The organism is Flavivirga algicola (genome assembly GCF_012910715.1).
Taxonomy (GTDB): Bacteria; Bacteroidota; Bacteroidia; order Flavobacteriales; family Flavobacteriaceae; genus Flavivirga; species Flavivirga algicola.
The window spans coordinates 296,053-319,150 of the sequence record NZ_JABBHF010000007.1 but is presented as its reverse complement, the minus strand read 5'-3'; the positions used below and the strand labels follow the sequence as shown (position 1 = coordinate 319,150).

At 33.0% G+C, this 23,098-nt stretch carries 26 protein-coding genes; 16 read left to right on the top strand and 10 right to left on the bottom strand.

The window, feature by feature from the left end:
* The first annotated feature begins 3 nt into the window (after positions 1-3).
* The 6 genes from HHX25_RS13935 (at position 4) to HHX25_RS13910 (ending at position 4,896) form a co-directional block, all read left to right on the top strand.
* A complete protein-coding gene (locus tag HHX25_RS13935) occupies positions 4-915 on the top strand; it encodes a ParB/RepB/Spo0J family partition protein (protein WP_169674723.1) in 912 nt (303 codons plus the stop codon).
* Positions 905-1,519 carry a DUF5683 domain-containing protein gene (locus HHX25_RS13930; RefSeq protein ID WP_169674721.1) on the top strand — a complete coding sequence of 205 codons (615 nt, stop codon included), beginning with the start codon at positions 905-907 and terminating at the stop codon, positions 1,517-1,519. Before HHX25_RS13935 ends, HHX25_RS13930 begins: the two co-directional genes overlap by 11 nt.
* The gene (dapB, locus tag HHX25_RS13925; protein WP_169674719.1) at positions 1,520-2,224 is read left to right on the top strand and encodes a 4-hydroxy-tetrahydrodipicolinate reductase; all 705 of its coding nucleotides are present in this window, start codon (positions 1,520-1,522) and stop codon (positions 2,222-2,224) included.
* 66 nt (positions 2,225-2,290) lie between these two features.
* Positions 2,291-3,877 carry a signal peptidase I gene (lepB, locus tag HHX25_RS13920; protein ID WP_169674718.1) on the top strand — a complete coding sequence of 529 codons (1,587 nt, stop codon included), beginning with the start codon at positions 2,291-2,293 and terminating at the stop codon, positions 3,875-3,877.
* Between the two features lie 87 nt (positions 3,878-3,964).
* Positions 3,965-4,588 (top strand): WbqC family protein, encoded by a 624-nt coding sequence (locus HHX25_RS13915; protein ID WP_169674716.1) that lies wholly within the window; start codon positions 3,965-3,967, stop codon positions 4,586-4,588.
* Positions 4,588-4,896 (top strand): DUF6122 family protein, encoded by a 309-nt coding sequence (locus HHX25_RS13910; protein ID WP_169674713.1) that lies wholly within the window; start codon positions 4,588-4,590, stop codon positions 4,894-4,896. Before HHX25_RS13915 ends, HHX25_RS13910 begins: the two co-directional genes overlap by 1 nt.
* A gap of 79 nt (positions 4,897-4,975) precedes the next feature.
* Here the strand turns inward: HHX25_RS13910 and HHX25_RS13905 are convergent, their stop codons facing one another.
* The 8 genes from HHX25_RS13905 to HHX25_RS13870 all read right to left on the bottom strand — a co-directional run bounded on the left by HHX25_RS13905 (position 4,976) and on the right by HHX25_RS13870 (position 11,744).
* Positions 4,976-5,998 carry an endonuclease/exonuclease/phosphatase family protein gene (locus HHX25_RS13905; RefSeq protein WP_169674710.1) on the bottom strand — a complete coding sequence of 341 codons (1,023 nt, stop codon included), beginning with the start codon at positions 5,996-5,998 and terminating at the stop codon, positions 4,976-4,978.
* A gap of 302 nt (positions 5,999-6,300) precedes the next feature.
* Positions 6,301-7,167, bottom strand: coding sequence for a rhomboid family protein (locus HHX25_RS13900; RefSeq protein ID WP_169674708.1), 867 nt, complete (start codon positions 7,165-7,167; stop codon positions 6,301-6,303).
* Entirely contained in the window at positions 7,167-7,925 is a 759-nt protein-coding gene (locus HHX25_RS13895; protein ID WP_169674706.1) for a rhomboid family intramembrane serine protease, read from the bottom strand. Before HHX25_RS13895 ends, HHX25_RS13900 begins: the two co-directional genes overlap by 1 nt.
* A gap of 4 nt (positions 7,926-7,929) precedes the next feature.
* Positions 7,930-9,783, bottom strand: a complete 1,854-nt coding sequence (gene mutL, locus HHX25_RS13890; RefSeq protein ID WP_169674703.1) for a DNA mismatch repair endonuclease MutL — start codon at positions 9,781-9,783, stop codon at positions 7,930-7,932.
* Positions 9,784-9,786: 3 nt separating this feature from the next.
* Entirely contained in the window at positions 9,787-10,074 is a 288-nt protein-coding gene (locus HHX25_RS13885) for a riboflavin synthase subunit beta (RefSeq protein ID WP_169674700.1), read from the bottom strand.
* Between the two features lie 18 nt (positions 10,075-10,092).
* Entirely contained in the window at positions 10,093-10,326 is a 234-nt protein-coding gene (locus tag HHX25_RS13880; RefSeq protein ID WP_169674698.1) for a hypothetical protein, read from the bottom strand.
* A gap of 156 nt (positions 10,327-10,482) precedes the next feature.
* Entirely contained in the window at positions 10,483-10,968 is a 486-nt protein-coding gene (gene ribH / locus HHX25_RS13875; protein WP_169674695.1) for a 6,7-dimethyl-8-ribityllumazine synthase, read from the bottom strand.
* A gap of 5 nt (positions 10,969-10,973) precedes the next feature.
* On the bottom strand, positions 10,974-11,744 hold the full coding sequence (locus HHX25_RS13870; protein WP_169674692.1) for a tetratricopeptide repeat protein: 771 nt from the start codon (positions 11,742-11,744) through the stop codon (positions 10,974-10,976).
* A gap of 138 nt (positions 11,745-11,882) precedes the next feature.
* Between HHX25_RS13870 and recF the strand changes: the two genes are divergently transcribed.
* From recF to HHX25_RS13845, 5 genes are all read left to right on the top strand, one after another.
* Positions 11,883-12,962: a DNA replication/repair protein RecF gene (recF, locus tag HHX25_RS13865; RefSeq protein WP_169674690.1), complete on the top strand. Its 1,080-nt coding sequence runs from the start codon at positions 11,883-11,885 to the stop codon at positions 12,960-12,962.
* A 16-nt stretch (positions 12,963-12,978) separates the two neighbouring features.
* The gene (locus tag HHX25_RS13860) at positions 12,979-13,659 is read left to right on the top strand and encodes a 2'-5' RNA ligase family protein (protein WP_169674689.1); all 681 of its coding nucleotides are present in this window, start codon (positions 12,979-12,981) and stop codon (positions 13,657-13,659) included.
* 35 nt (positions 13,660-13,694) lie between these two features.
* Entirely contained in the window at positions 13,695-13,991 is a 297-nt protein-coding gene (locus tag HHX25_RS13855; RefSeq protein ID WP_169674686.1) for a DUF721 domain-containing protein, read from the top strand.
* A gap of 96 nt (positions 13,992-14,087) precedes the next feature.
* Positions 14,088-14,279, top strand: coding sequence for a cold-shock protein (locus HHX25_RS13850; RefSeq protein WP_102755017.1), 192 nt, complete (start codon positions 14,088-14,090; stop codon positions 14,277-14,279).
* Positions 14,280-14,472: 193 nt separating this feature from the next.
* A complete protein-coding gene (locus tag HHX25_RS13845; protein ID WP_169674683.1) occupies positions 14,473-15,258 on the top strand; it encodes a nuclear transport factor 2 family protein in 786 nt (261 codons plus the stop codon).
* Positions 15,259-15,331: 73 nt separating this feature from the next.
* Here HHX25_RS13845 and HHX25_RS13840 read toward each other — a convergent pair whose 3' ends face one another.
* On the bottom strand, positions 15,332-15,751 hold the full coding sequence (locus tag HHX25_RS13840) for a nucleoside-diphosphate kinase (protein ID WP_169674679.1): 420 nt from the start codon (positions 15,749-15,751) through the stop codon (positions 15,332-15,334).
* An 88-nt stretch (positions 15,752-15,839) separates the two neighbouring features.
* On the opposite strand from HHX25_RS13840, the gene HHX25_RS13835 reads away from it, so the two are divergent.
* From HHX25_RS13835 to HHX25_RS13815, 5 genes are read left to right on the top strand one after another with little or no spacing between them, the layout of a single operon-like run.
* Entirely contained in the window at positions 15,840-16,859 is a 1,020-nt protein-coding gene (locus HHX25_RS13835) for a DHH family phosphoesterase (RefSeq protein WP_169674676.1), read from the top strand.
* Positions 16,852-17,394 carry a gliding motility-associated peptidyl-prolyl isomerase GldI gene (gene gldI, locus HHX25_RS13830; protein WP_169674673.1) on the top strand — a complete coding sequence of 181 codons (543 nt, stop codon included), beginning with the start codon at positions 16,852-16,854 and terminating at the stop codon, positions 17,392-17,394. The genes HHX25_RS13835 and gldI overlap by 8 nt, the downstream gene beginning before the upstream one ends.
* 1 nt (position 17,395) lies before the next feature.
* Positions 17,396-18,523: a peptidylprolyl isomerase gene (locus HHX25_RS13825; RefSeq protein ID WP_169674670.1), complete on the top strand. Its 1,128-nt coding sequence runs from the start codon at positions 17,396-17,398 to the stop codon at positions 18,521-18,523.
* A gap of 12 nt (positions 18,524-18,535) precedes the next feature.
* Positions 18,536-19,465, top strand: a complete 930-nt coding sequence (gene lgt, locus HHX25_RS13820) for a prolipoprotein diacylglyceryl transferase (RefSeq protein ID WP_169674667.1) — start codon at positions 18,536-18,538, stop codon at positions 19,463-19,465.
* A 1-nt stretch (position 19,466) separates the two neighbouring features.
* Positions 19,467-19,961 carry a DUF192 domain-containing protein gene (locus HHX25_RS13815; protein ID WP_169674664.1) on the top strand — a complete coding sequence of 165 codons (495 nt, stop codon included), beginning with the start codon at positions 19,467-19,469 and terminating at the stop codon, positions 19,959-19,961.
* 164 nt (positions 19,962-20,125) lie between these two features.
* On the opposite strand, the gene HHX25_RS13810 is transcribed toward HHX25_RS13815, so the two are convergent.
* A complete protein-coding gene (locus tag HHX25_RS13810) occupies positions 20,126-22,762 on the bottom strand; it encodes a valine--tRNA ligase (protein WP_169674661.1) in 2,637 nt (878 codons plus the stop codon).
* Between the last annotated feature and the right edge of the window lie 336 nt (positions 22,763-23,098).

Below are 23,098 nucleotides of genomic sequence, written 5' to 3'. Positions count from 1 at the left end.
ATTATGGCTAAGGCAACAAAAAAACAAGCTTTAGGTAGAGGTTTATCTGCATTATTAAAAGATCCTGAAAACGATATCCAATCAGTACAGGATAAAAATGCCGATAAAGTTATTGGGAATATAGTTGAATTAGATATTGAATCTATTGAGGTTAACCCTTTTCAACCACGTACTAATTTCAGTGAAGAATCATTACGCGAATTAGCATCGTCTATTAAGGAATTAGGGATTATTCAGCCTATCACTGTTAGAAAATTAGAGTTTAATAACTACCAGTTAGTTTCTGGAGAGCGTCGTTTTAGAGCCTCAAAATTAATAGGCTTAGAAACCATTCCGGCATATATTAGAATTGCTAACGACCAAGAATCGCTGGAAATGGCGTTGGTTGAGAATATTCAACGTCAAGATTTAGATCCTATTGAAATCGCCTTATCATACCAACGTTTAATTGATGAAATCAATTTAACACAAGAGCAAATGAGTGAACGTGTTGGAAAAAAACGTTCTACTATTGCCAATTACTTACGTTTATTAAAACTAGACCCAATCATTCAAACGGGAATGCGAGATGGGTTTATCTCTATGGGGCATGGACGTGCCATCATCAATATTGAAGACACAAATATACAGTTGGATATTTATCAAAAAATACTCTCCAATAAACTTTCCGTTAGAGAAACCGAAAATTTGGTCCGTGCTTTTAATGACACTCAAGAAGTTAAAGTTGCACCTAAAAAAAATGATACCGAAGACATGCCAAAGTATATCAAAAAAGGTATAACAACATTTTCTGAATACTTTGGACATAAAATTGACGTTAAAGTTTCTAAAAACGGGAAAGGAAAAATCACAATTCCCTTCCATTCAGAAGAAGACTTTAATCGTATTAAAAAATTAATTGACGGTGCCAAATAAATATCTAATAGCAAGTATCTTTGCTTTTTTATTTTGTTTTTCAACCCCAGCACAAGAAAAAGAAAAGAAAAGAAAAAAACTTCCAAAAGAAGTCGTTATAGACTCTATTATAGAAATTAGAGATCCTATTAATCCCTTATCTCCAGCCAAAGCAGCATTCTATTCTGCCATATTACCTGGTTTGGGACAAGCCTACAATAAAAAATATTGGAAAATCCCAATAGTTTATGGTGCTATTGGTACAGGAGTTTATTTTTACCTGACAAATAATAAAGAATACAATAGATATAGAGATGCTTACAAAAGAAGATTAGCTGGTTTTACAGACGATGAATTTTATAAAGATGCGAATGGCAATCAATTATTGACACCAAGAGTTACAACAGAAGGTTTGGAGCGCGGACAAAAATTTTTCAGAAAAAATAAGGAAATTGCGCTTCTGGTAACATTTGGACTTTATGCATTAAATATAATCGATGCGAATGTTGATGCTCATTTATTGCAGTATAACGTAGACGAAAATTTATCACTGGCACCGCATTACAAATTTAATGAGCTTGATGCTTCCAGCAATCTCGGATTAACTTTAAATTTTAAATTTTAGATGAATATAGCTTTACTTGGATACGGAAAAATGGGAAAAACCATCGAGCAAATCGCCATTAAAAGAGGACATAATATTGTATTGGCTATCGATAAGGATGACACGGACTATGACATTACAAAAGCAGATGTAGCCATAGATTTCAGTATTCCATCTGTAGCTTTTAATAATATATCTAACTGTTTAAACAATCAAGTACCTGTTGTATCTGGAACAACAGGTTGGTTAGACAATTACGATAAGGCCGTTGCTTTATGTAATGAGAAAAATGGTGCATTTATTTATGCATCTAATTATAGTTTGGGTGTTAACATTTTTTTCGAGCTTAATAAAACGCTTGCAAAAATGATGAGCACGCTTAAACAATACAATGTTAGTATGGAAGAAATTCACCATACACAAAAACTAGATGCACCGAGTGGTACAGCCATTTCTTTAGCTAACGATATTATTTCACAGCACGCTAGTTATGATAACTGGAAATTAGATGAAAACGATGAAACTACCATCCCAATAGTCGCAAAACGTATTGAGGATGTCCCTGGAACGCACACCGTTAATTACGAAAGCGAAGTAGATACCATTACCATAGAACATATAGCGCATACAAGACAAGGTTTTGCATTAGGTGCAGTCATTGCAGCAGAATGGATAGCAGGAAAAACAGGTGTGTTTACAATGAATGATGTGTTAAATATTGGTTAATGCCAAATAAATCTGTAACAGCATTAATAAATTTGGCTACTAACAAAAAACTAAAATTTTAAGATTATGACACTTTTGCAATGGTTTATATTCATATTGATTATTCAAGTAATTCATGGCTTGGGTACCTGGAAGCTTTATGTAAAAGCTGGTAAACAGGCATGGGAAGCTTTTGTACCTGTTTATAATGGTGTTGTTTTAATGAAAATTATAAATCGCCCTTGGTGGTGGGTTATCTTATTATTTTTGCCCATAGTAAACCTTATCATGTTTCCTGTTGTTTGGGTTGAAACTGCCAGAAGTTTTGGCAAAAACAAACCTTTAGATACTTTTTTAGCAGTAATTACACTAGGTTTCTACAATTACTACTTAAACTACATGGCAGATCTTAGCTATGTTGAAAATAGAAGCTTGCAGCCAAAAACATCTGGAGGTGATTGGGTAAGTTCTATCTTATTTGCAATCGTTGCTGCTACTATTGTTCATACCTATTTTATACAACCTTTTACCATACCGTCATCATCGTTAGAAAAGTCTTTATTAGTTGGCGATTTCCTTTTTGTAAGCAAGTTTCATTATGGTGCCAGGATACCCATGACGACTGTTGCTGCTCCTATGGTACATGATACCATTCCTAAATTAGGGAATAAATCATACTTATTTAATGACAATTTTGAAGAAAGAAAAACCTCTTGGATCAACAAATTTCAATTACCCTATTTAAGACTTCCTGGATTTGAAAAAATAGACAGGAATGAAATCGTCGTTTTTAACCAGCCTGCCGATACTTTACTGGATATGAACGATTTTCATCCAGATAGAAACTATTACAAACCTATTGACAAAAAAACCAATTTAGTAAAACGCTGTGTTGCCGTTGCTGGAGATTCATTAGAGGTTCGCAATGGTTATGTGTATATAAATGGAAAACAAAATGTATTGCCAGACAGAGCTCATTTGCAGTTTAGCTACCACGTACAACCAAAAACCAATCAATTTAGTCCAAAATACCTCAAAGAACGTTACGATATTACGGATGGTTTTGGAATTATACCAAATACTAATAACACTTACTACTTTTCGGCGATTTCAGATGAAGCCTTGGCAAAGTTTAAAAACCATCCTAATGTTGCCAGTATAACACCTATTAAGAAGAAAAAAGGTGTAAGAGATCCCAATATTTTTCCACATGATCCTAACTATAACTGGAATGTTGATTTCTTTGGACCTTTATACATACCAGAAGAAGGAAAAACGATTGATATAAATCTAGAGGTTTTGCCATTGTATAAGCGTGTCATTACCGAATACGAGGGCAACTCGTTAGAAGTAAAAGGAAATCAGATTTTAATCAATGGTGAAGTTGCAAATACATATACCTTCAAACAAAATTATTATTGGATGATGGGTGACAACCGTCATAACTCTATTGATGCCCGTGCTTGGGGCTTTGTACCTTTTGACCATGTTGTTGGTAAACCTGTCTTTATTTGGATGAGTTGGGATGGTATAAAAAACCCACGTTGGGAGCGTTTCTTTACAACGGTGAGTGGCAGCGGTAAGGCCAGCTCTTATTTTATCCCATTTCTTGTTTTATTATTTGGGTGGATTGGATTTAATAAATGGAAAAAACGCAAAAAAGCTAATAGTTAAATTTGTCATTTCTGCAAAAGCAGAAATCCACATAAACAAAATAACATTTTAATTAATGAGATTCCTGCCTTTGTAGGAATAACAGTAATGAGCATTATAATACATCCGACTTACTTCCCCAACATCGCACATTTTGTTGCCATGGCAAAAGCAAAAGAAGTCATGTACGAGATCAACGATAACTTTTTAAAGCAAACTTATAGAAACCGCTGCTATATTTATGGAGCCAATGGCAAACTTGCTTTAAACATTCCTGTAATACATTCGCAAAAGAATCGTCAAAAATACCGTGATGTGAAAATATTTAACGAAGAAAAATGGCAAAGCCTCCATTGGAAATCGTTACTTTCAGCCTACAGGACATCCCCTTTTTTTGAATATTATGAAGATGAACTTCTCCCTTTATTCAATACAAAAGCAGATTATATTTTAGATTATAACCTAAAATGTATCGAAGTTATTTGTAATTGTTTACAATTGGAATTACATACTTTAAAATCTGAAACTTATCAAAAATCAATTCAAAACAAAACAGATTTTAGATATCTAGTAAATGCCAAGAAAGAACAAGTCTATCAATTTGATACTTATACACAGGTATTTGGTAACAAGCATGGTTTTATACCCAATCTAAGCATTTTAGACCTGCTTTTTAATGAAGGCCCCAATGCTTTAAATTATTTAGAATCTCAAACCCTAATAACTCCTTAATGTTACAAACCATTGTTCATTATGGGTGCCATATCCTAATCCCGTTAGTAGTGGCCTTAATCTGGTATAAAACCAACTGGAAATTAGCATTTTTAATCATGTTTTCTGGTATGTGGATCGATTTAGACCACTTACTAGCAAATCCCATTTTCAATCCCAACAGATGTAGCATTAATTTTCATCCACTTCATTCTTATTATGCTATGGCTGTATACTTTATGCTTTTGCTCCCTAAAAAAACACGTTTAATTGGTCTGGGATTGGTTATACATATTGTATCAGACCTTGTAGATTGTTCGTTCATGTAAACTTACCCTTGATTCATAAACTATAATGAATGATTACTGTATACTGAACACTATTTACTGACTACTGTTCCTTAAACAGCTACTTCAAACCAAGCGTAGCCATAATGGGATAATGATCAGAATAGCACTCATTATAAGCTTTAAAACCATTTACAGAAAAGGATTCTTCCGCAAAAATAAAATCGATACGCACTGGAAAAAATTTAAAATTGTAAGTACGCCCAAATCCGTTTCCTGCTTCTTTGAACGTATCGTTTAAATCACCTTTAATTTTACTATATACATAAGAAAATGCCGTATTATTAAAGTCACCACAAATAATCATTTTATAAGTACACTGTTTTTTATGCATTAAAAATAGCTCTGTTTGAAACTGTTGCATCTTAAACGTCTCTCCAATACGCTTAAAAAGACGCTCGGAATCTTCATTCTTAAGAGTCTCTACATTGGTATTGATACGTAACGACTCCAAATGAATATTATAAACCCTAACCGTATCACTCCCTTTTAAAATATCGGCAAAAATAGCATTGTTGCCTGTGTCTGGAAACTCAATAGATCCAGAATTTACAATCGGGAATTGCGAAAAAATGGCCTGACCATATTTTGTCTTATTCCCAGAAAGCTTTTCATATTTATACTTAAAAAAAGAAAGATCAATATTCTCATGAGGATGATATTCCTGAATACTCAAAATTTCAGGAGCTTCTGCCTTAATAAAGTCAACAATTTTGTTTTCAACATGCTTTTCAGTAATCCAATTATAAAGATTAAATAATCTAACATTATAATTCATAACCTTTATATTATTAGGGCTTTCTATCTTTTTTGAAGATGAAAACTTATATAGAGAACCAAAAGAGATGTATCCAATAAAAAGTACAAACAATGATAACATTAATTGTTTTTTAAGCTTCACCAACCAATATAAAAAGAACAATACGTTAACCAGAATTAAAAAGGAAACACCCAAATTAAGTACTGATAAGATAGAAAATGTTTTTGGGGGTAAAAATGGTAAAGCAAATGACAATAATAGCAAAATTGCCACTATAACATTTATATAATAGATAATTTTATTTATAAAACTTAATTTTTTCATATTACCATTCAAAGGCTATATCCATTTATTCATACATAAATACCATTTAAATTTTTCTATTGGTTTTACAACTTCTGCTAGAGAATGTAGAATATCCAATAAATCAATTTCATTCTGGATTAAGCCAATCAATTGAACCCCTCTAAAATATTACAACTTCAAAAGATGAAGTCCTTAATAATTATTGAGAAGATAAATAGCAAACATTAATTTGTAAGAATTTATTCGTTAAAATAACAAATTTCTTCTCTAAAATACATGATTATAAGATGTATAATTTTATTCTATACCCTCCAATAGAATTACTTTCCTGCTCTAAACAAAAACTCCTTTTCTTCGGCAGTTAGACTATCATAACCACTCTTACTAATTTTATCTAGAATAACATCTATTTTCTTCTGATTATTAAACTCCTTAAAATCGGCTTTAGTATACCCCCCAATTTTTGATTTGTTTCTATGCACTGTTTTCAATGGGCCTTTTTTTGTTCGCTTAAACATATTAAAAACAGCGTCCATAATACTCTCAAAACCTCTACCTATATCTTGCCCTTTCGTTAATTGTTTTGCATAAAAATAACCTAACAGCACACCTCCTAAATGTGCCAGATTACCACCAGAATTACCCACTGGATTATTGATTCCAGAAAACACACCAATAACATCAATTATTACAATAGCAACACCTACATACCATAATTTCAAATTAAATGTAAAAAAACGCAGTTCCTGATTTGGCATATAGGCACAAAGAAATATTAACAAGGCCCTAACCGCAGCCGAAGCCCCTAATAATCGGGAGTTTGCTTGAAACACATTAGGAAACATGATATAACATAGCATATACAACAAGCCGCCTGCCATGGCCCCTAAAAAATAAATATTTAGTGCCATTTTAGGACTGAATAGGTTTAAAAACATACGCCCAATAAAATATAACCACAGCATGTTAAAGAAAAAATGCCAAAAATCGTAATGTAAAAAAGCATAGGTTATAATAGCCCATGGTTGCACTATAAAATCCGACAAATCACTTGGTAATTCAAGCCAGCCTATATTAGACTTTAAAAGTAATCCAAGCACAAAAACAATCAAGTTTATAACTATAACCTTTTCCAGAACATTAAGTCTGGACAATTTATCTTTTATGTCTTGAGAAAGCGAAGTCATTAGTTCCAACGATTTCTATTAAACTGTGTTTTTTTCCAATACCACATAATTAGAAAGCCTACAACCGCACCTCCAACATGCGCCATGTATGCTGTATTACTCGGGCTAAAAAAGGACTGCCCTGTTAAACCCGAAATTAGATCCAAGATAATGATACCTGGGATAAAATACTTCGCTTTAATAGGTATTGGTAAGAATAACATCATAAGTTCAGCATTGGGATTCATCATAGCAAATGCTGCCATAATTCCCATAATACATCCCGAAGCACCTACCATTGGCACATGAAAAGCCTCCAAAAAGTTTTTAAGTTTATCTCCAGGAAGAAAAGTGTCCCAGCGCGTATCCCTCATTCCAAAACCCGAATTTAAAGTCTCAAGTATTTGAGTGGTATCGAAACCTGCATTAACCAATATAGATAAATCACTCTGATATATAAAATAGGAATATAATATCTGCAGTCCTACAGCTCCTAATCCTGCGGAGAAATAGACAAATAAGAATCGTTTAGAACCTAAAACCTGCTCAACAGGTGTACCAAACATCCAAAGTGCAAACATATTGAAAAAAATATGCATCCCTCCTCCATGCATGAACATATGTGTGAGTATTTGCCAGGGCTGGAATAATTCATTTTTTGGGAAATACATTGAAAACCACTCTTTAAACAACATGCCCTCCCCAATAAACATGCTACCAATAAACATAATCACATTAATAATAATTAAATGTTTAACGGTTTCTGAAATCCTCATCATAATTCTATATAAATTTTTTATCTAACTCGTCTACACTTAATGTAATGAATGTTGACCTGTTAGTTGGTGTAATATTTGGTTCTTTACAAGCAAACAGCTTATTTACTAAATGTTCCTGTTCGTCCTTTTGTAAGGATTGCCCTGTTTTTATAGCTAAACTTTTAGCCATTGATTTTGCTAATAAATCCGTAGCACTAAAATGACTATCTGGCACTTCATTTTCTACATCGCTAATTAATTGTTCTAAAATAATAGATACCTCACTCTCTGGAACCGATATTGGAACTCCCGTAATTTCAAGAGATTCATCATCAAAGTTTGAAAACACAAACCCTGTATTTTCTAAATCGTCTTTTAATTGCTTAACAATAGTGATTTCTTGTGTTGAAAAATGCAATTGAAGTGGGAACAATAACTGCTGACTTACCGCTTCTTTAATAGTCATATTTTTAAGAAGCTCTTCATATAAAATTCGTTGGTGTGCACGGTGCTGATCGATAACCAACATCCCAGATTTAATAGTGCTAACAATGTATTTATTATGAAGCTGATACGTTGTATTTACAGTGTCTATCTGCTTTTCTTCATCAAAAATTGAAGGTGTAGACTCTTCACTTTCAAAATACACTTCACTAAAATCCTGATCTGTCTTAGTGCCTTTAGACTCTAATCCAACATACAAGCCTTCCCAATTAGCAGCAGGCTCTTTTTTATAAGATGTTGTCATCGTAGCCTTAGATTGTTTTTCTTCCTGAAAAGGATTAAAAGTTCGATCTACTTCTACTTTTGGTACATCTGTGTTTTTATTTTTATACGCATACGGCGTATCAAGGTTTGGATCACGCTCAAAATCTAAAACAGGCGCAATATTAAATTGTCCCAGGCTATGCTTAACTGCAGAACGCAACAAAGCATACAGCGTATGCTCATCATCAAACTTAATTTCTGTCTTAGTGGGGTGTATATTAATATCTATTGTTTGTGGGTCTACCTCCAAGTTTAAAAAATAACTTGGGTGCGTTCCACTTTTTAATAACCCGTCGAATGCAGAAGTTATCGCATGATTTAAATAAGCACTTTTAATAAAGCGATTATTTACAAAAAAGTATTGTTCACCCCTTGTTTTCTTAGCAAATTCGGGCTTACCAACAAATCCTGAAATTTTAAGAACCTCGGTATCCTCTTCAACGGGCACCAACTTTTCATTGGTTTTGTTTCCAAAAATATTTACAATACGTTGCCTATAGTTACTTATTGGTAAATTAAAAGACTCACTTCCGTTGTTGTACAAAGCAAAACTAATATTAGAATGCGCCAATGCCACACGCTGAAACTCATCAATAACATGACGTAATTCAACCGTATTCGATTTTAAAAAATTACGTCGCGCAGGAATATTAAAAAAAAGATTTTTGACAGAAATAGACGTTCCTTTTGGTGTAACTACAACGTCTTGCGATACCACATTGCTACCTTCAATCACAATGGCCGTACCGACATCATCTTGCTCTTGCTTCGTTTTTAGCTCTACATGAGCAATTGCCGCTATACTTGCTAAAGCTTCTCCACGAAATCCTTTGGTATGCAATTGGAATAAATCATCTGCAGTCCTAATTTTAGAAGTCGCATGACGTTCAAAACTCAAACGGGCATCGGTGACACTCATCCCCTTACCGTCATCGATAACTTGAACCAATGTTTTTCCAGCGTCTTTTACAATAAGTTTAATCGTTGTCGCTCCCGCATCAATAGCGTTTTCAAGCAACTCTTTTACAACCGATGCTGGGCGTTGTACAACTTCTCCTGCCGCTATTTGATTAGCGACATGATCGGGTAAAAGCTGGATGATGTCTGCCATGTATTACTTAGAAAAGAATATAGATAAATCGAAATCGATGATAAAAAGAAATATTAAAACAAGGATTCCAACTATTATTAAAACACGTCTGTTAACCTCTTTATCTGGATTATTTTTAAAATCGTCTAAAGCATTATTAAACTTTGTTTTTAAGCCCTTATTACTACCTACAGTTGTCCTGTATTCGTCAAATTTGTGTTTAATTTCAAAAGGGTTGCCTTGACCTTTATCATCAAAATAACGTGGTGTATAACTAAACTTTTTGTTTTTCCGTATTTTTAAAATTCCCATAGTTTTTAAGCTTTAAGGTTACATGTATTTTTTCTCTAATACATACATACAAAGCAATAATAATACCAAAACTAAAATTAATGTTTTCACAGGCAGGGCTCCTTTAACTCGTACATTGTTTCCTCTTTGTCGCTTCCATTTTGAAACAAAGTCTTCAGAATCAAAATCTTCTTTTGGATTTGAGCCTGTTTGATTTTCCTTAGAAAATCTAGGCTCATATTTAAAAGTTCTATTTTTACGTTGCTTAAACAAAATCTATAAAACGCTTTGTTCAAAAATACTTAAAAATAGACAGAAAACAGCTGTTGGAATGTCAAAAATTGTTAACAGAGTCTAACAAAGCAAGATGCTTGGAGTTTGAAATTAGAAGTAAAAAACTCAACCAATCACTGATTAGCAACCACCAAACTAACTATTTTCACGCAATTCGGCCATCTTAATAGCAGCAACAGCAGCTTCAGTTCCTTTATTACCATGCTTACCGCCAGAACGCTCTACGGCTTGTTGCATATTATTATCTGTAAGCACACAAAATATTACGGGCGTTTCTCGAGTAACATTTAAATCTTTTATTCCTTGAGATACAGCTTCACAAACAAAATCGAAATGTTTCGTTTCTCCCTGTATAACACTTCCTACTGCAATAACAGCATTGACCATCTGCTCTTGCATTTTTTTACAGCCATAGATAAGCTCATAACTACCTGGAACGTTCCATCTAATAATGTTATTTGGCTGTACGCCATTTTCTACCAAAGTATTATAAGCACCGTCATAGAGTCCCTCTGTAATGGTATCATTCCATTCTGAAACAACAATCCCAAACCGAAATTTACTCGCGTTTGGGATTGTTGTTTTATCGTAATCGGATAAGTTTTTATTTTCCGTAGCCATATTATCTATTTGCCAGCCAATACTTGCGCTTTACCTATAAACACATCCACTTTAGAAGCTTCATTTGAACTAGGGAAGTCTTCTTTAATTCTCTCAAAATACCCCAGAGCCTTATCTGCTTTTCCTAAATCTAAGGCAATAGCACCTGCTTTAAACAAATACATAGGTGTTGTATATTCGTTATTGCGCATTTCGGCCGCTTCTTCATAAAATCCTAGAGCTTCTTCTTGCTGGTTTAATTGTACAAAAGCGTCACCTATATTACCTTTTGCTATAGGTGCTAATATTTCATCATCACTTTTAAAATTCTCTAAATGCTCAACGGCCTTTTTATAATCTTTCAATCTTAAATAGGCAGTACCAGCATAATAACTTGCTAGATTAGCAGAAGGTGTTCCACTGTACTCTTCAATAATATCCAGCATTCCAAATTTCCCTTCTCCTCCATTTAAGGCCAAATTATACAAGGAGTCTTTTTCCACTCCAGTAACAGCCTGATCAAAATATTTTTGAGCCTGAAACATATCGTTCATTGCAGATATTTGTTTAGGCTTTGCTATAAATTCCTTATATCCTAAAGACCCTAAAACAATAACAGCAACAAGCCCTATTACTATATAAATATATTTTTGGTTCTTCGCTACAAATGCTTCTGTTTTAGAAGCCGTTTCGTCAAGGGTATTAAAAACTTCTGCCGTTGTAGAGTCTACTTCTATGTTTTGTTCTTTCTCTACTTTATTTTTAGGTTTATATCCTCTTTTATTATAAGTCGCCATGTATTCTATCTATATTTATGCGCCGCAAAAATATAATTTTTCTTCATAACTAAAAGGGTATTTATTTGATATTTTTCAATAATTTGCACTTCTTTTTAAAGAGTTTAGCAACTAAATAGCCTTTAAGTCGCTTTTTTTATGATTTTAAAATCACTTTCATTACTTAATTACAAAAACTTTGATAGTAAATCGTTTACTTTCAATGATAAAATAAATTGTATTGTTGGAAATAATGGCATTGGAAAAACCAATGTACTGGACGCCATTTATCATTTATCTTTTGGAAAAAGCTATTTTAACCCAGTAGCAACTCAAAACATAAAGCATGATGAAGACTTTTTTGTCATCAATGGCGATTATGAAAAAGAGGCTAAAACCGAAAAAATAATTATTAGTTTAAAACGAGGCAAAAAAAAAGTTATTAAGCGCAATGCTAAGGTTTATGAAAAATTTAGTGAGCACATCGGTTTTTTACCCCTTGTAATTATTTCACCTGCTGATAGAAATTTAATCATTGAAGGTAGCGATACTCGGAGAAAGTTTATAGATAGCGTTATTTCTCAAAGCGATAAAACCTATTTAAACGATTTAATTAATTACAATAAAATACTGGCTCAACGTAATGCCTTGTTAAAGTATTTTGCTTTAAACCACACCTTTAATAATGATACTTTAGAGGTTTATAACGATCAATTAACAGACTTTGGAACGCGTATATTTGAAAAACGAGATGCTTTTTTAAAAGAATTTATCCCCATTTTCAAATCTCGTTATGAAGCTATTAGCAATGGCAAGGAAATAGTTGATTTGAAGTATCATAGTGATTTATTTGAAACCGATTTAAATACCCTTTTAAAAAATATTATCAATAAAGATAAAGCTCTGCAATACACAAGTGTTGGTATTCATAAAGATGATTTACATTTTAATATTGAAGAACATCCTATTAAAAAGTTTGGTAGCCAGGGTCAGCAAAAATCATTCTTAATTGCTTTAAAATTAGCCCAATTCGACTTTATTAAAGCGCAAAGTGGCGTAAATCCTATTTTATTACTTGATGATATTTTTGATAAATTAGATGAGAATCGTGTAGCTCAAATCATTAAATTGGTCGATGATGAAAATTTCGGGCAGTTATTTATAAGTGATACCCATGCAGAACGTACCGAAGCTGCAGTGAAACAAGTACACCAATCTTATGAGATTTTTAAACTATAAGTTTTAATAAAATTTAATGAATTTAGAAGCACACTATAAAAATCTATACGAGGAATCCATCCAAAAAATTTCTAACGATGACTATCAAATTGATGATTTAATTCATTCGCCTTTAGACAATAGATTTGGTATTACACTTTTAGCCAGACCTTCAAAAAAAGTTAAAAATGAAATCCAAAAATTTCTTAGTAAACTTAAAACTATAGAACCCAATCAGTATTATTATGCCAATTCCGATATTCATATAACTGTTATGTCTATAATATCGTGTTACGATGGTTTTATGTTAAAGGACATTGAATTACCTGAGTATATTAAACACATCAATGATAGTTTAATTGATGATTCGAATATTGAAATTAAATTTAAAGGAATAACAGCATCCCCTTCATGCGTTATGATTCAGGGTTTTATGAACAATGAATCATTAAATAAAATAAGAAATAAATTGAGGGATAACTTTAAAAACAGTACCTTAGAACAAAGTATTGACAAACGCTACGCTATACAAACGGCACATGCTACCGTGGTTCGTTTTACAGAAAACTTAAGTAAAAAATCAGATTTTTTAAATCTAATTGAGAACCATAAAGACCATAATTTTGGAAGTTTTAAAATAAAAACTCTAGAATTAGTATATAATGACTGGTATCAAAAACAAAAACATGTAAAAAATCTATTTAGTTTTAATCTTTAAATTTCTAATAACTTAACAAAATAGCACCAAACCCAATGGCAAAACGACACAACGAACATATTAGCATACAAGATGCATTAAAAGAATTTGTAGAAACCAACAAGTTAGAAAAAGGTTTAAACAAAGTTAACGTAGCAGACGCTTGGGCAAACCTAATGGGTAATGGTGTGAACAATTATACGGCATCGGTAAACTTAGAGCGTGACACGCTTTATGTACAGCTAACTTCCAGTGTACTAAGGGAAGAGCTGAGTTATGGCAAAAAAAAAATAATCAATATGCTTAATGAAGAACTAGGCAAAGAAATCATTAAAAAACTGGTAATCCGATAATTACAAAAACAGATTTTATACAAAATTTTTGTACAAAACAGAAATGCTATTATTATTTGTCTTATATTTGTGACTTAATTTTTTATAAAACATAACATGAGTAAAGGTACCGTAAAATTTTTCAATGACTCTAAAGGTTTTGGATTCATCATTGAAGAAGACAACAACAAAGAACACTTCGTACACATTTCAGGACTTATCGATGAAATTCGTGAAGGTGACACAGTAGAATTCGATCTACAAGAAGGTAGAAAAGGATTAAACGCCGTAAACGTAAAAGTAGTCTAACACATATACTTTAACAATTACAATTAAAAGTCTATCATGTATTTGATAGACTTTTTTTTGTGGAATTAATTTTGCATTCACCCTCTAAACAAATACTTTTTAATACAAAATCCCATAACATTTTATGGGATTTTTCATTTGATGTAACCAATTAACCTATTAAATCGTCTAACATAAACATTAATCAATCAAAATGACAAAAATCAAAACAACAATACTTCTGCTTGTCGTATTTCTATTAGCAACAACTATTTCAAATTCACAAAACCAGAACAATACCAACAAAGAGCTGCAGGCTATTATCTCATATCATGATAGCATCTTCTGGAAAGGTTTTAATTCGTGTAATTTAAACATATTAAAAAAATATGTGTCGGATGATTTAGAATTTTATCATGATAAAAATGGATTAACAAAAGGAGCCGAAGCATTTTTAAAAATATCGGAGAAGAACTTATGCAGTTCAAAAAATAATTGGAAATTAAGGCGAGAAGCAGTTCAAAGCAGTATAAAAATATACCCAATAAATAATTATGGTGGTATTATATCTGGCAACCACCTATTCTACATCACTGAAAACAACAAACCAGAATGCTTAGATGGAGTTGCCAAATTTACACATATATGGCAATTAAAAGATGGTTTATGGAAAATGACACGTGTTTTGAGCTATAACCATAAAGCACCACCACAAAACACTGATAAAAAAGAAATTTCATTAACTTATGAATTGCTCGATTCTTTAATCGGTAAATATCTAGCATCAAATAAAGAAACTATAACGATTACCAGAAAGAAGAGCATGCTTCAAATTAAAGCAGGTAAAATGTTAGCGACGGCTTACCCTCAGTCTGAATCACTATTTTTTAGTAAAGAACGCCCTTTAACTTTCGAATTTATTAAAAATAGTTCGGGAAAAGTTACTAAAATGGTCGTTCGAGAAAAAGGAAATATCGTTGAGGAAGCTGTAAAAAAGTAGTTGTTATCTATTTTTAAACAAAAAACCCGCAACAATGTTACGGGCTTCTTTTTATTTATGGTTTTTTAATGATTTAAAACATCTCTCTTCCAGAAAAATGAAAAGCCCCTTCTATAGCTGCATTATCATCACTATCACTACCATGTACAGCATTTTCTCCAATAGAGGCTGCATATAATTTACGAATCGTTCCTTCGGCTGCATCTGCAGGATTCGTTGCTCCTATTAATGTTCTAAAATCTTCAACAGCATTGTCTTTTTCTAAAATAGCCGCAACAATAGGACCACGCGTCATATATTCAACTAAGTCTGCAAAAAATGGACGCTCATTGTGGATTGCATAAAATGCTTCAGCGTCTGCCTTTGTCATTTGCGTTAATTTCATTGCTACGATTCTAAATCCTGAAGCTGAAATTTTTTCTAATATTGCGCCAATGTGCCCTTTTTCAACAGCATCTGGCTTAAGCATTGTAAATGTTCTATTTGTTGCCATTTTATTGTTTTAATTTTGCTGCAAAAGTAATGCATTTCTAATTAAAAACAAGTTTATCCAATTTTAAAAAGTTGTATCTTCGTCAACTATGAACAAACAAGATATATTGAGTATAAAACAACTATTATCTTCTAAAAAAAAGATTGTAATTGTACCACATAAAAACCCAGATGGAGATGCTATTGGCTCAACGCTCGGCTTGTATCATTATCTTACAAAGAGCAACCACCAAGTAAATGTTTTAGTTCCTAATGACTACCCTACTTTCTTAAAGTGGATTCCAGGAAATGACACCATATTAAAATATGATTCCCAAAATGAAACATGTGATGCTCTCATTGAAGCTGCCGATATTTTATTTACCCTAGATTTTAACGCATTTCATAGAACTGGTGATATGGAAACTGTACTTGCAGAAAGTAGCGCCTTAAAAATTATGATTGACCATCATCAAGCACCTGATGATTATGCTACATATATGTTTAGCGACGTTAGCATGAGTTCTACTTGTGAAATGGTGTATCATTTTATTGATATGCTAGGCGATACCAATCTAATAGACACTAATATCTCAACTTGTTTGTATGTTGGCATTATGACTGATACAGGCTCATTTAGGTTTTTATCTACGACTAGCACAACTCATCGAATAATAGCCCAACTCATTGAAAAAGGAGCTAATAATACAGAAATTCATAATAATGTTTATGATACTAATAGCTATAACCGCTTGCAGCTTCTAGGGTGCGCACTAAGCAATTTAAAAGTTATTCCAGAACTAAGAACAGCATACATAACACTTTCTCAAGAAGAATTACATAAATATGATTATAAAAAAGGAGATACAGAAGGGGTTGTAAATTATGCTTTATCTTTAAAAAACACGATACTGGCTGCTATTTTTATTGAAGATAAACAAGAAGGTATTATAAAGATTTCTTTACGCTCAAAGGGTAATTTCTCAGTTAATGAATTATCCAGAGCACATTTTAATGGTGGTGGCCATACCAATGCTGCTGGTGGAAAAAGTCATTTATCATTAGAAGATACAGTTGCTAAATTTATTAGTATATTGCCTAGTTATAATAAAGCCCTAAATAATGAATAAATTACTAACATTGGCCATTGTTTTACTGGCTATAAATTGCAAAACACCCGAAGCACGACGCCCCATTTCAGTAAAAACAGGTTCCTTCATAGATGCTTCTGTAGAACGCAACAAAAAACTTATTGCTCAAGAACAAGTTACTATAGAGAAACTTATGGAGAAGCAAGACAATAACTATATCGCTTCAGAAAGTGGCTTCTGGTATTACTACAACAATAAAATAGAAATAGATTCTTTAAAAACGCCTTTTTTTGGAGATATTATAAACTATGATTATAATGTAAAATCATTAAGTGGCAACCTAATATATTCTAAAGAAGATCTCAAAACTCAAACCTATACGATGGATAAGCAAGAACTCTTTACTGGTTTACGTGAGGGTTTAAAACTCATGAAAACTGGCGAAACCGTGACCTTTATTTTCCCATCGCAAAAAGCATACGGTTACTATGGAGATGAAAATAAAATAGGCAGCAATACTCCTATAATTTGTGAAGTTACAGTAAACTCTATTACCCAAAATCAAACTAATTAAAATGACTCTTTTAAAAAACGCAATCAAAATTTCATTAATTACTTTTTCAATATTTTTAGCTTCATGCAAGGCACAATATCCAGATCTTGAAGATGGATTATATGCTGAGTTTATCACCACTGAAGGCGTTATGGTAGCAAAATTAGAACATGAAAAAGCACCTGTAACTGTTGCTAATTTTGTATCGTTAGCTGAAGGCACCAATACCATGGTAGATAGTATCTATAAAGGAAAAAAATTTTATAACGGACTTATTTTTCATCGGGTTATTGATCAATTCATGATTCAAGGAGGGGATCCTACCGGAACTGGTTCTGGGAGTCCTGGTTATAAGTTTATGGATGAGTTTCATCCAGATTTAAAACATGACAAACCTGGTATTTTATCTATGGCAAACTCTGGACGCAACACAAATGGCAGTCAATTTTTTATCACCGAAGTACCAAAACCGCATTTAGATAACGGCTATAATATTTTTGGTGAATTGGTTATTGGTTTAGAGATTCAAGATAGTATTTCTAATGTAAAAACTGCAGCTGGTGACAGACCCATTGAAGATGTTATTATTAAAGAATTGAATATTATTAGAAAAGGAAAAGTCGCTAAATCTTTTGACGCTCCTAACATATTTAATAATCATTTCGCTGAGGCAGAACGCAAAGAAAAGGAAAGAAAGGCTAAAAAAGAAGCCATACTAAAAGCAACTAAAGAGAAGTTCGATGAGCAACAAGCCAAGGCCACAACCCTATCTTCTGGACTGCAATTTTTCGTTACCGAAAAAGGAACTGGAGAAAAATTAACAGAAAATGCTACAGTACTCACGCATTATGCCGTATATTTTGAAAGTGGAAAGTTGCTTCAAACCAGTAAACTAGAAATTGCCGAAGCTTTAGATGCTGTAAATGAAAAACGCAAAGCTGCTAATGGATATCAACCTATTACTGCCGATATTGGTCCAAATGCCAGTATGATCCCAGGTTTTAAAGAAGGGTTACGACAATTAAGTGTTGGAGATAAGGCCACTTTGTTTATCCCATATCATTTAGCTTACGGAGAAGCTGGCACTAGAGGTATTCCAGGAAAATCTAATATCATTTTTGAGGTTGAAGTCCTAGAACTTTTAAAGTAAAAAACAAAACGTATGCATGCACTAAAATTTGATTGGAATCCTGTAACTGGCATTGACATTGTTGGAAATTTCAAATTGCACTTCTATAGCCTTATGTGGGTTATTGCCTTTATACTAGGTTGGTACATTATGAAACGTATTTTTACTAAAGAAAAAATTTCTTTAGACTATTTAGACCCTTTATTTATTTATACAGTATTGGCAACCATGCTAGGAGCACGCTTAGGGCATGTTTTATTTTATCAATCGGAACTAATTTCCCAAGACTTTTTTAGCATTTTTCTCCCATTCAAGTTCAAAGGAGGTTTTGAATTTACGGGCTTTCAAGGATTAGCAAGTCATGGTGCTGCCATTGGTGTTATTATAGGCATGTATTTATATCGTAAAAAATATAAATACAAATCACTATTATGGATTTTAGATCGTGTTGTTATAACGGTTGCTTCAGGTGCTGTCTTTATAAGAATTGGGAATTTTATCAACTCCGAAATTATCGGAAAAGTTACAGAATCTAGTTTAGGCGTGCGTTTTATTCAAGATCAATACCACAAAAGTCAGATCACACAACTTACTGGAATTAAAGATGTGCAACAGGCCTATAATGCCGTAGCAGATAATCCTCAATTTTCAGAATTATTAGAAAAAGTACCATACAGACACCCTGCGCAATTATACGAATCTTTATGCTACATAGTTGTATTTATACTTTTATGGTATTTCTACTCCAAAACTAAAAAAAGCGAGCAAACAGGCTTTTTGTTTGGATTATTTTTAGTCTTATTATGGACCATCCGTTTCTTTGTAGAGTTCACAAAAGAACCGCAAGGTGACGAATACATTAATTGGGCCAATCTAAATACAGGGCAATGGCTTAGTATTCCATTTATTCTCATTGGTTTATATTTTATGTTTGTTTACAAACCCAAAACAACTGTTAAATAAAATGTTTTTTAAACGTTTCTCTATATTGGTCTTTATAATTTCGAGCGGTATCCTTTTAAACTTGGCATCATGTAAAGAAAACAAAAAAGTTATTAAACAAACCGAAGTGACTTTTAAAAAAGAAGGAGCCCTTACAATATTTAAGTCCGTCGACTCTACGCAAGTAAAACTTGATATTGAAATAGCCGATACAGATTTTGATATTCAAACAGGGCTTATGTACAGAAATTCAATGGATACTAATCAAGGAATGCTGTTCGTATTTGATGATATAAAAGCGCGTTTCTTTTATATGAAAAATACCAAATTCCCTTTAGATTTGATTTATATAGGAGGTGATAAAAATATTGTAAGCTTTCAAAAAAATGCCAAACCATTTGATGAAAGCTCATTACCTTCTAAATTTCCTGCAAAATATGTACTGGAAATTAACGCAGGGTTAGTCGATACCTGGAATATTTCTATTGGAGATAGCATAAGCTATACCACAAACTGATATTAACACTAGTATTAACCTTTCAAATAGATAGAGTCCTCCTGCCTTCAGAAGAAATTACGACTGATTAATCTGAACACATGTAAAATAGGCATGCTTCGCTTACTTCGGCTACGCCTTAGTACGGATCGCTCTCAATAACACTGCCTACTGAACACTGAAAACTACCCCAAACTAGCCAAGCTGGCTTTAAGGGTTTCTATTTTTGCCAAAGCATCTGCCTCTTTTTTCTTCTCACTAGCCACTACCTGTTCTGGCGCACCAGTTACAAAACGTTCGTTAGCAAGTTTCTTTTGTACAGATTTTAAAAAGCCTTCAGTATAATTTAACTCTTCTGTTAATTTTTTAATCTCAGCTTCCACATCAATACTACCTGCCATTGGTATAAAATACTCATTAGATTTTACTCTAAAGGTTAAAGCTCCATCTACAGCATCAGAAACATAATCGATAGCCTCTAAATTGCCTAATTTAGAAATAATACTATCGAATACTTTATTAGCCTTTTCATTGTTAATCACCGAAAATTCAATAGCATCCTTAAAAGCTATATTTTTTTGCTTCCTAATATTTCTAATCCCCGAAATAACTTCCGAAGCGAATTCAAATTCGTTAATTAAAGCTTCGTTCACAGGCTTAGACTCTGGCCATTTTGCAACAATTAAAGCTTCTTCTGGAGTTCTTTTAGCTATATAATGCCAGATATCTTCGGTTAAAAATGGCATAAAAGGATGTACTATTTTTAAATTATCTTCAAAAATGGCAATAACACGTTTTAAAGTTTTAGCATCTATTGGCTGTTGGTATCCAGGTTTGATCATTTCCAAAAACCATCCGCAGAAATCATCAAAAATAAGCTTATAAATAGCCATTAACGCATCACTCAATCTATATTTACTAAAATGGTCTTCAATCTCAATTAAAACTTTCTGAAATTTAGATTCATACCAATCTATCGCTATTTTACTTGATTCAGGTTGCTGGATGCTTTCATCAACTTGCCACCCATCAACTAAACGATAAGCATTCCAAATTTTATTTCCAAAACCTTTTCCTTGTTGGCATAATGCTTCATCAAACATCAGGTCGTTTCCTGCTGCAGAACTCAACAACAATCCAACACGTACACCGCCGGCACCATAAGTTTCAATAAGTTTTAAAGCATCTGGTGAATTACCAAGCTGTTTGGACATTTTTCGGCGTTGCTTATCGCGGACCAAGCCCGTTAAATACACATTATTAAATGGTTTTTCACCTTTATATTCGTAGCCTGAAACTATCATACGCGCTACCCAAAAGAATAAAATATCTGGTCCTGTTACAAGGTCATTTGTAGGATAGTAGTATTTAATGTCTTTATTTTCGGGGTTTCTTATACCATCAAAAACACTTATCGGCCATAACCATGAGCTAAACCATGTATCCAGAGCATCTGTATCCTGTTTTAAGTCTGAAGCCTGAAGTTCGGAGTTTGAAGCCTTCTTCTTAGCTAATTCTAACGCATCCTCTATAGTTTCTGCTACAACAAAATCTTCTTTCCTTTCACCATAGTAATAAGCTGGAATTTGCTGCCCCCAAAGTAATTGACGTGAAATATTCCAATCGCGAATATTCTCCATCCAATGACGATAGGTATTTTCAAACTTTTTAGGAAATAAATTAATTTCAGAATCTTCACCTAAAACTGCCTTAATTGCTGGTTTTGCTAAATCTTCCATTTTTAGAAACCACTGATCGCTTAAACGTGGCTCTATAACGGCTTTTGTTCTTTCGGAGGTTCCCACTTTATTAATATGAGTTTCCGTTTTTACTAAAACACCCGTTTCTTCTAATTCTTTAGCAACAGCTTTTCTAGCTACAAAACGGTCTTGGCCTTCAAAATGAAGTCCGTAACTATTTAATGAAGCATCTTCATTAAAAATATCGATAACCTCTAGCTTATGCTTGTCGCCTAAATTCTTGTCATTTTCATCGTGCGCCGGGGTTACTTTAAGACAACCAGTACCAAACTCAACATCTACATACTCATCTTCAATAATAGGAATTACACGATTACATATAGGCACAATGGCTTTTTTTCCACGTAAGTGTTGAAACCTTTCATCATTAGGATTGATACAAATTGCTGTATCTCCAAAAATAGTTTCAGGTCGTGTTGTTGCTATGGTTAAAGCATCATCGCTACCTTCAATTTTATATTGAAGATAATATAAATTCCCTTGACGCTCTTCATGAATAACTTCTTCATCAGACAAAGTCGTTTTTGCTTCAGGATCCCAGTTTACCATACGGTAGCCACGATAAATCAAGCCTTTATTATACAAATCTACAAATACCTTGATGACAGCTTCACTCATATCATCATCCATGGTAAATTTGGTCCGTTCCCAATCACAAGAACAGCCTAGTTTTTTAAGTTGCTCTAAAATAACACCTCCATATTCATGTGTCCACTCCCAAGCATGTTTTAAAAATTCCTCGCGAGACAAATCATTTTTATCAACACCTTGTTCTTTTAATTTTGCAACCACTTTTGCCTCTGTAGCAATAGATGCATGATCTGTACCAGGTACCCAACAAGCATTTTTTCCTTGTAAACGTGCTCGGCGAATCAATACATCTTGAATGGTGTTATTAAGCATATGTCCCATATGTAAAACTCCCGTTACGTTTGGCGGAGGAATTACTATAGTGTATGGTTCTCTTTCATCTGGTTCTGAATGAAAATAATTATGTTTCATCCAGTAATCATACCACTTACTTTCTACCTGGTTAGCCTCATATTTTGAAGGTATTTGCATACTTTGGAATAGTTTTTGAACATTGATGTGCAAAAGTACTTATATTTCTTTTTCTGTGAAATGTGCTTAACCATTATTTCACTGATAAATGAAATTTTAGTGTGAGAAATGACACCTTATCTGCTTACAAGCAGCTCTGGTAGTATAAAAATGAATTTTAACAGGTAAAATGTATCGTGACAATTGTAAAATAATGATTATTGAATATTTTAACAAAATATAAACCTATTTCGAAAAAGTTGTACGTACTTTTAACCCAGTTGAATATCTTAACATGCCTGCATTATGTCTAATATTTTTGTAGATTGTAGAAAAAGTAAGTATGTTTGACATGAA